The 13,038-nt window shown below is 71.7% G+C and carries 4 protein-coding genes; 3 read left to right on the top strand and 1 reads right to left on the bottom strand.

Going from position 1 to position 13,038, the window contains the following annotated elements:
• Window positions 1-138 precede the first annotated feature (138 nt).
• Together ACPCXD_RS12495 and panD are read left to right on the top strand one after the other, a co-directional pair.
• Entirely contained in the window at window positions 139-825 is a 687-nt protein-coding gene (locus ACPCXD_RS12495) for an isochorismatase family protein (RefSeq protein WP_160877111.1), read from the top strand.
• 34 nt (window positions 826-859) lie between these two features.
• The gene (gene panD / locus ACPCXD_RS12490) at window positions 860-1,267 is read left to right on the top strand and encodes an aspartate 1-decarboxylase (protein WP_160877113.1); all 408 of its coding nucleotides are present in this window, start codon (window positions 860-862) and stop codon (window positions 1,265-1,267) included.
• A 76-nt stretch (window positions 1,268-1,343) separates the two neighbouring features.
• Here the strand turns inward: panD and ACPCXD_RS12485 are convergent, their stop codons facing one another.
• The gene (locus ACPCXD_RS12485) at window positions 1,344-2,219 is read right to left on the bottom strand and encodes a siderophore-interacting protein (RefSeq protein ID WP_160877115.1); all 876 of its coding nucleotides are present in this window, start codon (window positions 2,217-2,219) and stop codon (window positions 1,344-1,346) included.
• A gap of 137 nt (window positions 2,220-2,356) precedes the next feature.
• Between ACPCXD_RS12485 and ACPCXD_RS12480 the strand changes: the two genes are divergently transcribed.
• Window positions 2,357-12,985 (top strand): non-ribosomal peptide synthetase, encoded by a 10,629-nt coding sequence (locus tag ACPCXD_RS12480; protein WP_423659793.1) that lies wholly within the window; start codon window positions 2,357-2,359, stop codon window positions 12,983-12,985.
• Window positions 12,986-13,038 lie beyond the last annotated feature (53 nt).

Below are 13,038 nucleotides of genomic sequence, written 5' to 3'. Positions count from 1 at the left end.
CCCGCACCGAACTCCGGTGCGGGCCGGTCGCGTATCCGGGGGACGAGACATCCCACCGCAGGGTTGGTTAGGGTAGCCTACGCATGCCGACACTTTCGGTGCCCGCACGCGTACCCCCGAACAGCAGAAGGAAGTCGCATGGCCATCCCGAGCATCGATCCGTACGAGTTGCCCACCGGCGACGAGATTCCCGATGCTCGGGTGGACTGGACGCTCGACGCGTCCCGCTGCGCCCTGCTGATCCACGACATGCAGAGGTACTTCATCGACGCCTACCAGCGCGACGCCGAACCGCTCGCGACCGTGGTGCCCAACATCGTCCGCCTCCGCGAGGCGTGCCTGGCCGCCGGTATCCCCGTCGTCTACACGATGCAGCCCGGCGACCAGCATCCGTCGCGTCGCGGCATCCTCGCCGACTTCTGGGGCGTGGGGCTGAGCACGGGCCGCGACACCGAGGTCATCGACGAACTCACCCCCGGCCCGGACGACATCCAGGTCACCAAGTGGCGCTACTCGGCGTTCCAGCGCACCGACTTCCGTCAGCTGCTCGCGCACAACGGCCGCGACCAGCTCATCGTCACCGGCGTCTACGCGCACATGGGCTGCATGCTCAGCGCCGCCGACGCCTTCATGAGCGACGTCGCGCCGTTCATGGCCCTCGACGCCACCGCCGATTTCTCCCGCGACGAGCACCTCATGGCGCTGCAGTACGTCGCCAAGCGGGTCGGCCGGGTCGAGACCACGGATGCGCTGATCGAGTCGATCACCGCGTCGGCGCGTCGCCGCGATCGCGAGACCGAAGAACTCACCGCGTCGCTGCGCTGACCGACACGGTCCGAGAAAGCAGGAACGTCAGCACATGCAGCGAATTCTTCTGTCCGGCAAGATCCATCGCGCGACCGTCACCCACGCCGATCTGCACTACGTCGGATCGGTGACGATCGACCGCGATCTCCTCGACGCCGCCGACATCCGCGAGGGCGAACTCGTGCACATCGTCGACATCGACAACGGGGCACGGCTCGAGACCTATGCGATCGAGGGGGAACGCGGGTCGGGTGTCATCGGCATCAACGGTGCTGCGGCACGGCTCGTTTCGCCCGGCGACCTCGTGATCATCCTGTCCTACCGTCACGTCGACGACGAGCAGGCCCGCGACTTCCGGCCGCGCATCGTGCACGTCGACGGGGTGAACACGATCGTCGAACTCGGCGCCGATCCGGCACGACCCGTCCCCGGCGCGACCGGCCAACTCTCACCGCGCTGACCCGGGAAACGATTTCGGTGTTCTCGACCTCGCCAGGCGCTGTCGAGAACACCGAAACAGAGCACACAGGAATCGTCTAGGTGGTGCCGCGACGGCGCGCCTCGAGGGTCTCGACGGCCTGCTCGCGCAGCAGCCGCAGGCGGGCCAGTGGGCGATCGGACTCGGGGCTGCGCCAGTAACCCGACGCGTCGAGCATCGGCTTGGCGATGCCGAGCCGCTTCGACACGGCGCGCAGTTCCTTCACGATCGACGCCTCGCCGGCGATCCACATCCAGCCCTCGCCGCCGCGCGGCGCACCCGACTCGACGGCCTCGGCGAGCACGGTGGCGTCGGAGACGCCGGGACGGCGGTGCACCCACGTCACGCCCGCGAGATCGGACTGTTCCTCCTGCGAACCGTCGACCAGCGCGAAGACGTGCATCGGCACCGTGCCGCCGAAGGTCTCGACGAAGCGCCCCAGCGCGGGCAGTGCGGTCTCGTCGCCGGCGAGCAGCCACCAGTCGGCGCCCTGCGGCGGGATGATCGCGACCTTGGGTCCCGCGAGATGGAGCACGCTGCCGGGTTCGGCGGTGCGGGCCCAGTTACCGGCGGGGCCGTGGCCGTGCAGGACGAAATCCAGATCGAGCTCCCCGGCCACGGGATCGAACCGCCGCACGGTGTAGGCGCGGGCCACGGGTGCGGGCTTGCGGGGCCAGTGCAGGTGCCCGTCGTGCTGCTCGGGCAGGGCAGGGGTGTCGCTGCCGGGTTCGGGCAGGAAGATCTTGACGTAGTCGTCGGCACCCTCGGTGGTGAACGCCGGGGCGTCGTAGTCGCCGCTGCGGAAGGCACCGAGCTGCTCGCCGCCCAGGGTGATCCGACGCATCCGCGGTGTCACGTCCACCGCGCGGAGCACGGTCAGGCGCCGCAGGACGATGGGCAGGGAGACGCGGGTCGGGGGCGTCGTCACCGGCATGGTGAGCTCCTTCCGGACGGGACCGGCCGGACAATTCGGGCGGGCGCGTCGCTGCTGGTATGGTTAGGCGGCCCTAACTATATCCGGACGGAGGGGCGGATCCGAGGGGGCGGGTCCAGGAATGTCGAGGAGTACCCGTGGAATCGATCGTGCCTCTGCCGTTGACCGCTGCCCAGGCGGGAATGTGGTTCGCGCAGACGATCGACCCGTCGAACCCGACACTCGTCACCGGGCACTTCCTCGAGATCGACGGCGCCATCGATCCGGCCGTCCTCGCCAGCGCCGTCCACACGGTCTTCGCCGAGTCCGCCGGACTACGCGCCCGGATCGCCGTCGTCGACGAGGTGCCCGTCCAGTTCCCCGGTGCCCATCCGGCGCCGGAGATCGAGGTCACCGACCTCACCGCCGACGCCGACCCGCGGCGGACGGCCGTCGACACGATGTGCGCGATCCTGCGCGTGCCGATGGATCCGACGGCCGAAGCCGGCATCGGCGCCCGGGTGTTCGTCCTCGGACCGGACCGCGTCCTGCTGTTCCTGCGCGCCCACCACGCGTTGCTCGACGTCTACGGCTACAGCCTGATCGAACGCCGCATCGTCGCCGTGTACACCGCACTCGTGCGCGGCGAGGACGTCCCGCCCGCGACCTTCGCTTCCGTCGAGCAGATCGTCGCCGAGGACGAGGAGTACCGCAGCAGCGAGCGCATCGTCGCCGACCGCGACTTCTGGACCGGGACGCTGCGCGGTGCGCCCGACGCACTCGGCCTCGCAGAGACCGCGGTGCCGGCCGCATCGTCGCTCGCCCGCGCGGTGGTCACCGAATCGGTGCAGGTCCCCGGGGACGTCGCCGAGGCACTCGACGCAGCAGCACGCCGCGCCGGGGTGGGCTGGCCCGACCTCGTCACCGCCGCGACCGCCGCCTATCTCGGCCGGGTCACCGGGGTCCGCGACGTGGTGCTCGGCTTCCCGGCCATGAACCGGATGGGCAGCGTCGCCGCGAAGGTGCTCACCACCGCCGTCAACGTCGTGCCCCTCCGCATCGAGGTCGCCCCGGAGGCGAGTCTCGCGGCGCTCGCCGCCGATGTGCGTGCCACCGTCGCCGCACAGGGACGCCACACCCGCTACCGGGGCGAGGACATCCACCGCGACCTGCGTCTGCCCGCGACCAGCCCCGGTCCGGTGGGCCCCACCGTCAACATCAAGCCGTTCGGCGACACCGTGCGATTCGGCGACGCGACCGCCACCGTGCACTCGCTCGCGCGCGGTCCCGTCCACGACCTCGCGGTGGTCGCCCGTCGCGTCGACAGCACCCGCGCACTCGAACTGACCCTCGACGCCGACGCCGACCGGTACACCGTCGAGGAAGTCGCCGGTCACGCCGCGGCCCTCGCGCGACTGCTCGCCTTCGCCGCCCGGGAGGACGCTGACGAGCGTCCCCTCGCTCACGCGGACCTGCTGGACCCGGATTTCCGTGCCGGCCTCGAATCCCGTTGGCACGGAACCGTCGCCGAATCCGTCGCGCCCGACGCGATGGATCTGTTCGACGCGCAGGTGGCCGCCACCGGTGCCGCGCCCGCGCTCGTCGCCGGCGCCGACCGTCTCACCTACGCCGAACTCGACGCGCGCATCGATGCCGTCGCAGACGAACTCGCACGGGCCGGCGCGGGACGCGAGGTGACGGTCGCGCTCGCGCTGCCGCGCACCGCCGACATGGTGGTCGCGCTCCTCGCCGTGCTGCGGACGGGCGCGGCGTACCTGCCGCTCGACCCCGCCTTTCCCGCCGAGCGACTCGAGTACATGCTCGACGACGCGCGACCGGCGATCCTGCTCACCACCGACGACTTCGCCGACCGTCTCGGCGCATCGATCCCGGACGCCACGGCGGTCTTCCGTGACGGCGTCCTGCACTGGCGCGGCGACGTCCCCGCCGGCACCACGCCTTCCGGGCGAGTCGTGCCCGACCAGTCGGCATATGTCATCTACACCTCGGGGTCGACCGGCCGGCCGAAGGGTGTCGTGCTCTCGCGCGGCGCACTCGCCCGCTTCGTCGACGCCGCGACCGATCTCACCGGAATCGGCACGCACACCCGGCTTCTCGCCCTGACCACCCTGTCGTTCGACATCTCGGTGCTCGAACTGATCGTGCCGCTGTGCCGCGGCGGGGCCGTCGTGCTCGCGGGCGACGACGAGGCGCGCGATCCGGCGGCCCTCGCCACGCTCGCCGCCACCGAGTCGGTGAACTGCATCCAGGCCACCCCGTCGCTGTGGGGCGCGATCGTCGAGCACGACGGTCTGGATCTCGCCGGTGCGGACGTGCTCGTGGGCGGCGAGGCCCTACCCGCCGTCCTGGCCGGAACCCTCGCCGCGCGAGCGCGTTCGGTTGTCAACATGTACGGTCCCACCGAGGCGACGGTGTGGTGCACCTCCGCTCCGGTCGCGCCGGACCTGCCGTGGACCGGGTCGGTGGGCCGCCCCTATCCGGGAACCGGTGTGCGCGTGCTCGACCGTCAGTTGCAGCCCGTGCCGGTCGGCGCGGCCGGTGAGCTGTACGTCGTGGGGCAGCAGCTCGCACGCGGTTACGGCGGCCGCCCTGGCCTCACCGCGACCCGCTTCGTCGCCGACCCCTTCGGCGACGGCCGGATGTACCGCACGGGCGATCTCGTGCGCTGGACCGCCGACGGCACCCTGCAGTATCTCGGACGCGGTGACGACCAGGTCAAGGTTCGCGGCCACCGCATCGAACTCGGCGAGATCGAAACCGCAGCAGCGCACTTCCCCGGCGTGACGCAGGCCGTCGTGGTCGCCCGGCCCGACGCCACCGGAGCGGCCCGCCTCGTGGGCTACGTGACCGGCACCGACGTCGACACCGCAGCGCTGCACGACTTCCTCCGCACGCGTCTGCCCGAGTACATGGTGCCGTCGGTGACGGTCGTGCTCGACGAGTTCCCGCTCACCGCGAACCTCAAGGTCGACCGCAAGGCCCTGCCCACCCCGGAGATCGGCGCCCCCGACACCGGACGCGATCCCGAGACCGCCACCGAACACACCCTCGCGGATGTCTTCGCCGACCTGCTCGGGCTCCCGGCCGTCGGTGTCGACGCCGACTTCTTCACCCTCGGCGGAACGTCGCTGTCCGCCACCCGACTCGTCGCGCGGATCCGTTCGGCGCTGGACGTCGAGGTGTCGCTGCGCGACGTCTTCAACGCTCCCACCGTGGCCGAATTGGCCGTGGTGGTCGACGGTGCGAGCCCGGCACGGCCCCGCTTCGTCGCAGGGCCGCGACCGGAACGGATCCCGTTGTCGTCGGCCCAGCAACGCCTGTGGTTCCTCGACCGCGCCCAGGGACCGTCGCCGACCTACAACATCCCGTTCGCCCTCGAACTGCACGGCCGGCTCGACGCCGACCTGCTCGACCGTGCGCTGGTGCACGTCGTTGCCCGGCACGAGGTGCTGCTCACCGTCGTCGGCGTCGTCGACGGTGAGCCCGTGCAGGTCGTCACCGACACGCCGTCGACGATCCTGCAGGTCGCGGAGGCGCGCGACGGGAATGCCGCGGCACTTCTCGACGCGGCTGCGCGGGCATCCTTCGACCTCGGACAGGACCGTCCGTTCCGTGCGCATCTCGTGCGACGCGCACCGGATGACGCGGTGCTGCTGCTCGTCGTGCACCACATCGCCGGCGACGAGTGGTCGGCCGAGACGGTCTTCGCCGACCTCGCCGCCGCCTACGCGGATCTCTCGGCGGGTCGTGTGCCCGACGACGCGCCGCGTCCCCAGTACGCGGACTTCGCGGTGTGGCAGCGCGGTCTCGCCGACGACCCCGCCGCGGCCGCGCTCCGCAACCGCGATCTCGCGTTCTGGCGTTCCACCCTCGCCGGGGCACCCGAGGAACTCGCCCTGCCGCACGACCGTCCGCGACCCGCGGTGCCGAGTCACCGCGGTGGCGAGGTGCACGTGCAGGTGGGTTCGGAACTGTCTGCGGCCCTTCGGGATACGTGTGCCCGTTCCGGGACGAGCATGTTCATGCTCACCCACGCCGCGGTGGCCGCCCTGTTCTCCGCGCTCGGTGCGGGCGACGACATCGTGCTCGGCGCGCCCGTCGCGGGTCGCGCCGACAGTGGGCTCGAGGACATCGTCGGCTTCTTCGTCGACACCGTCGCCCTGCGCACCGATCTGTCCGGCGATCCCGACACCGCCGAGATCCTGACACGCGTACGGCGCGCCGACCTCGCCGCGCTCGCCCACCAGGAGGTGCCGTTCGACGAGGTGGTCGACGCCGTCGGTGTCACCCCGTCGCTCGCGCGGCACCCGCTCTTCCAGACGATGGTGCAGTACCGCACCGAACCGGTCGTCCCGCAGATCGGCGACACCGTCGCGACCGTGTCGTATCTGTCCACCGGCGCGTCGAAGTTCGATCTCACCGTCGACTTCGTCGACGCCACCGACGGTTTGTCGATCCGCTTCGAGTACGCCGAGGACCTCTACGACCGTACGAGCGTACGGACCCTGGGGCAGCGTCTGCTGTCGGTGCTCGCGGCCTTCGCCGAACCCGAACCGCGGCACCTCTCGACGATCGACGTGCGCACCGACGAGGAGCGCGCCGCCGGCACCGCCGAGGCGGTGCCCGCCACCACGCAGCTGCTGCCGGATCTGCTCGCGGCGGCCTTCGCCACCCACCCGGACCGCCCGGCGCTCGTGTTCGGCACCGAGACCCTGAGCAGTCGGGAATTCGGGGCGCGCGTGCATCGTTCGGCTCGTGCGCTCGCCGAGCGGGGCATCGGACCCGGCAGTGTCGTCGCGGTCGCGGCGGCACGCTCCGACGCCGCCGTGGTGGCCCTGGCCGCCGTCGTCGTCGCCGGTGCCGCCTACCTGCCCGTCGACCTGTCGTACCCGCCGGCACGCATCGAGTTCATGCTCACCGACGCCGCACCCGATCTCGTGCTCGTCGATACGGACGGCGCCGTGCCCGGAGGGGCACCGGAGCTGACCCTCGCCGCACTGGCAGAGGCGGCACAGGGCCACCCCGACGCGCCGGTGACCGACCTCGACCGCACCCGGCCGCTGCATCCGGAGGACGGATCGTACGTCGTCTACACCTCCGGTTCGACGGGTGTGCCCAAGGGGGTCGTCGGAACCGCTGCGGCGCTGGCGAACCGGCTGGCGTGGCAGGCGGCACGCGTCCGCCCGGCCGGCGACGACGTGCGCCTGGCCAAGAGCTCGCTGAGCTTCATCGACGGTTCCACCGAACTGTTCGCCGGTCTGCTCTCCGGTGCGACGATGGTCCTCGCCGACGACGCGGCCTCCCGTGACGCCGAGACCCTCGCCGATCTCGTCGCCCGGCACCGCGTCCGGATGCTCACCGCGGTGCCCAGCCTCGCCGAGACCCTCGCCGCCCTGCGCCCCGAGGCCGCGGAACTCGTCGACACGTGGTTCCTCAGCGGAGAACCCCTCGGCGCGAGCGTGATCGCGGCACTGCCGGGCGCACGGGTGATCAACTCGTACGGTTCGTCGGAGGTCGCCGGCGACGTCACGACCTGGACGGCGCCGGGCTCCGACGTCGACCGCGTCCGCATCGGTGCCCCCGTCGACGGCGTGACCGCACGCATCCTCGACCGGCACCTGCGTCCCGTCCCGGACGGGGTGACCGGCGAACTCTACGTCGGGGGAGTGCAGTCCGCCCGCGGCTATCTCGGCCGCCCGGACCTGACCGCGGCGCGGTTCGTCGCCGACCCCACCGGGAGCGGCGCTCGGCTGTTCCGTACCGGAGACCTGGTGCGGCGCAGTTCCTCCGGAGAACTCGACTTCGTTTCGCGCGCCGACCACCAGCTGAGCCTGCGCGGCTTCCGCATCGAACCCGGCGAGGTCGAGGTCGCATTGCGGCGCCACCCGGCGGTGACCGCGGCCCTCGTCACCGTGCGCCCGTCGGCGTCCGGAACCGATCTGCTCGTCGGCTACGTCGTCGCCGATCCGGCCGCACCGCGCCCGACGGTCACCGACCTGCAGGACCACCTGCGGACGGTGGTGCCGGACTACATGATTCCCGCCGTCTTCGCCGTCCTCGACGCCATGCCGACCCTGCCCAACGGCAAGGTCGACCGCGCGGCTCTGCCCGATCCCGCGCAGAGCCACAGCACGCGCGAGGCCACCGACGACGAACGCGCCGTGTGCGAGGTGCTCGCCGAACTCCTCGGTGTCCCCCAGGTGGGCCCCGACGACGACTTCTTCGCCCTCGGAGGCAATTCGCTCCTCGCGACACGTCTGTCCGCTGTGCTGCGCGTGCGCACCGGCCGGAACCCGTCGATCCGCGACATCTTCGATCTGCGCACCCCCGCGCGACTCGCGGCGACGGTCCCGGCCACCGCCGCCGGACCCGAACTCGTGCGCCGCGACCACGCCGATCTCGTCCCGATGTCGGCGGCGCAGCGCCGGCTGTGGTTCCTCTTCCGCCTCGAGGGCGCGTCGGCGACCTACAACATCCCGTACACGATGCGGTTGCGCGGCACACTCGACATCGACGCCCTGCGCGGCGCCCTGCAGCACCTGATCGCCGGGCACGACACGCTGCGCACGGTGTTCACCGAACCGGACGAGGATGACGTCGAGCAGATCGGCTACCAGCGGGTGCTGCCCGTCGAGGACTGCACCGTCGACCTGCGGATCGTCGACACCGCCCCGGCGGATCTCGACGCGCTGCTCGCCGAGGAGGCGGGCCGCCCGTTCGATCTCGCCCACGACCTGCCGATCCGCGCGACGCTCGTGCGCACCGCTCCCGACGACGCGCACCTGATGGTGCTCGTGCACCACATCGCCGCCGACGAGTGGTCCGCCACGCCGCTGGTCGCCGACCTGTCGGCCTGGTACGCGCACCTGACCACCGGGGCGCCCGCACCTGCGTCGCTGCCGGTGCAGTACCGGGATTTCACTCTCTGGCAGGACGAACGTCTCGGTACCGGGGAAGAGTCTCTGCGTGAGGTCCAGACCGAGTACTGGGCACGCGTCCTCGACGGCGCACCCGAAGAACTCGCCGTGCCGCACGACCGGCCGCGCGGTGCCGTCAGCAGCTACCGCGGCGGCGCGGTCCCGTTCACCGTCGACCCGCAGACCCGCTCGGCACTCGCCGATGTCGCCGCCGAATCCGGCGCGACGATGTTCATGCTCACCCACGCCGTCGTCGCGGCACTGCTGCGCGCGCACGGCGCCGGGGACGACATCGTCGTCGGCACTCCCGTCGCGGGGCGCCCCGACGCCGCCCTCGATCGGATCGTCGGCTTCTTCGTCAACACGCTCGTGCTGCGCACCGATCTGTCCGGCGATCCCACGGTCCGCGACCTGCTCGCGCGGGTCCGGGAAGTCGATCTCGACGCCTACGCGCACCAGGACCTGCCGTTCGAGGTGCTCGTCGAACGACTCGCCCCGGCCCGGTCGCTCGCGCGCCAGCCGCTGTTCCAGATCATGGTGCAGTACCGCGACCGGCTCGACGAGATCCGCATGCCCGGTCTCGACGCCGAACCGGTCTTCGTCGAGACCGGCACGTCGAAGTTCGACCTGACCTTCGACCTCGCCGAGACCGACGACGGTGGGATCCGCGGTCGCATCGAGTACGCGACCGATCTGTTCGACCGCGACACCGTCGACGGATTCGCGCAGCGGCTCACGGCCCTGCTGGCGGAGATCGCGGCGAATCCGGACGCCTCGCTGTCGGAGCTGAGCGTGCTCACCGCCGGCGACCGGAAGGTGTTGGCGGCAGCGGAGATCGGCACGGTCCGCGACAACGGTCCCGATCGCACGATCCCCGAACTGTTCTCACAGCAGGTCGCTGCGACACCGAATGCCCTCGCACTCGTCGACGACGCCACCGGACGGCGGTGGAGCTACGCCGAACTCGACCGTGCCGTCGCCGCCCTGGCCGGACACCTGCGTTCCGTGCCCGGAGTAGGAACGGATGCCGTCGTGGCCGTGGCGATTCCGCGCAGCACCGCGCTCGTGGTCGCCCTGCTCGCGATCCACCGCGTCGGCGCGGCGTATCTGCCGCTCGACGAGAACTATCCCGCCGACCGACTCGCGTACATGCTCTCCGATGCGCAGCCCGTCGCGGCGGTGGTGGCAACCGACGTGGCGATGACCTTCGACTCCGGTGTGCCGGTGCTCGAGGCCGACGAATCCGGTTCCGTCGGTACCGATCCCGTAGAGACGGTCACCGCACCGGCCGCGATGCCTCTCGACCGCGCGGCGTACGTGCTCTACACCTCCGGATCCACCGGAACCCCGAAGGGCGTCGTCGTCGGCCATCGCGCCGTCGCGAACCGGCTGCGGTGGATGCAGGACGAATACGGTCTCACCGCCGAGGATCGGGTGCTGCAGAAGACCCCGTCCGGATTCGACGTGTCGGTGTGGGAGTTCTTCTGGCCGCTGATCACCGGCGCCACGCTCGTCGTCGCGACCGCCGACGGTCACCGCGACCCGCACTATCTGCGCGACGTGATCGCCCGGCAGTCGATCACCACGGCGCACTTCGTGCCGTCGATGCTCGCGGCGCTGCTCGACGTGCTCGCCGAGCAGGACGGGCCGCTGCGCCTGTCCCGGGTGATCTGCAGTGGTGAGGCGCTGACCGCCGATCACCGTGACCGCTTCCACACCCTCGTCGACGCCGAACTGCACAATCTCTACGGCCCGACCGAGGCGGCCGTCGACGTCACCGCGGCACCGATTCCGGCGCAGGACATCCCGTGGGTCCCGATCGGGCGACCGATCGACAACACCCGCACCCTCGTCCTCGACGAACGGCTCCGGCCGGTGGCGCCGGGCGTCGTCGGCGAGTTGTATCTCGGCGGTGTCCAGCTCGCCCGCGGCTACCACCGGCGGGCGAGCCTGACGGCGGGCCGGTTCGTCGCCGACCCCTTCGGTGACGTGGGGGAGCGGCTCTACCGCACCGGCGACCTCGTGCGATGGCGCGACCGGGGCGCGGGCCTCGAACTCGACTACATCGGTCGCGCCGACGGCCAGGTCAAGCTCCGCGGCCTGCGCATCGAACTCGGGGAGATCGAGGCGACGCTGGTCGCGCATCCGAACGTCGCGCAGAGCGCCGTCGTCGTGCGCGACGGCATGCTCACCGGCTACGTGGTGCCCCTGTCCGGGCACACCGTCGAACCTGCGGACCTGCTCGTGCACGCCGCGACCTCCCTGCCCGATCACATGGTCCCGGTCACCGTGACCGTGCTCGATGCACTGCCGCTCGGACCGAACGGCAAACTCGACCGCAGGGCACTCCCGGACCCCCAGCCGACCGTGACGGCGCGCCGCGACCCGGAGACCCCCGCCGAGGCCGCACTGTGCGAATTGTTCGCGGAGGCACTGCGTCTCGACGTCGTCGGACCGGACGACGACTTCTTCGCGCTCGGTGGCGACAGCATCGTCTCGATGCAGGTCGTCACGGCCGCGCGTCGCAAGGGCATCGAATTCGGTCCGCGCGAGATCTTCCGGTGGCGCACCCCGGCCGGTCTCGCCGCCGTCGCGCAGTTCGCCGAGACGGCCGAACGGCCGGCCGGTCCCGTGGACGATCGGGAGCCGGGCCCGGTGCCCGTACCGCCGGCCGTGCACGCGCTGCGCGAGACCGGCATCGAGCCGGCCGGTGCGGCGATCGTGTTCGCCGTCGACACCCCGGCGGACGAGGAGCAGGTCGCCGAGGCTGCGCGCACGGTGGTCGCCGCGCACGATGCGTTGCGCATGCGGCTGACCCGCGTGGCGTCGGTGCTGTGGTCGCTCGACACCCACCCCGCCGACGAGGTGCCGGTCCGGGTCGTCGAGACCACCGATCTCGCAGCCGCCGAGCAGCGGGCCCGCATCGAGGCCGCCACGACGCTCGACCCCGAATCCGGGCCGGTGCTCTCGGCCGTCCTGCTGACCACCGGACAGGCGGGTCGCCTCGTGGTGGCGGTCCACCCGATCGTCGCCGACGGTGTCTCCGTCGGCGTGCTCGCCGCCGACCTCGCTGCGGCGGTGACCGGGAGACCGGTCGCCGTTCCCGCAGCCACCGCGCGGGGACTCGCGACCCGCATCAACGAGCGCGCGCAGGATCCGGCGCTGCTCGGGGAACTGGCGCACTGGGCGCAGGTCCTCGCACCGGGGGCCGCGCTGAGCACGGCTGTGCTCCCCGTCGGCGATCCGGTCGAACCTGTCGAGGTCGCCCCCGTCGAGATCCCCGCCGGTCCGGCCGATGAGCTGGACCCCGCTGCCGCAGCGGTGACCGCGCTGGCCGTCGCTGTCGCACGCGTCCGCGAGGCCGCGCCGGCACAGCTGCTCGTCGAGATCGAACGCGACCCGCGCCGGGTCTCCGACGGCGAGCCGGACTGCATCCGGACCGTCGGGCCGTTCGCCGTCGGTGTGCCCGTACGGGTTCCCGTCGCCGACGATCCGGACGCCGTGTCGGCCGGTGTGACCGCCGCCGTGGACGCCGTGCCCGGGGACGGTTCCGGCTACGCGCTGCTGCGACACCTCAACGCCCAGGCCGCGCCGGCCTTCATGGCGCTGGCCCGACCCGACGTCCTCGTCCGGATCGAGACGGTGCCGACGGAACGGCGGACCCCGTCCGGTCACGCCCTCGAGTTGTCGGTGCGGATCGAGGACGAGGCGGACGGTCGCATATTCGTGGCGACGATGCGGTCGGACGGACGAATTCCCTCCGAGGAGATCCGAGCGCTGTCCGAGGCCTGGACGACGGCGATGAACGCGCCGGTGGGAGCAGGTTTCAGCACCCCCTCGGGCACCTAGTATGGTTAGCCTAACCATCAGCTAGTCGGTATGCGCCCGCGGTTCGTCGCGGC

Source organism: Rhodococcus sp. AB351 (assembly GCF_049538275.1).
Taxonomy (GTDB): Bacteria; Actinomycetota; Actinomycetes; order Mycobacteriales; family Mycobacteriaceae; genus Rhodococcus.
Note: the sequence above shows the minus strand (reverse complement) of the source record. Positions and strands in the feature narration are given on the sequence as shown.

Bases quoted from the DNA above. Each gene is read 5' to 3' on its own strand.
- ACPCXD_RS12495 (WP_160877111.1), top strand. From the start codon at position 139: ATGGCCATCCCGAGCATCGATCCGTACGAGTTGCCCACCGGCGACGAG.
- ACPCXD_RS12485 (WP_160877115.1), bottom strand. From the start codon at position 2,219: ATGCCGGTGACGACGCCCCCGACCCGCGTCTCCCTGCCCATCGTCCTG.
- panD (WP_160877113.1), top strand. From the start codon at position 860: ATGCAGCGAATTCTTCTGTCCGGCAAGATCCATCGCGCGACCGTCACC.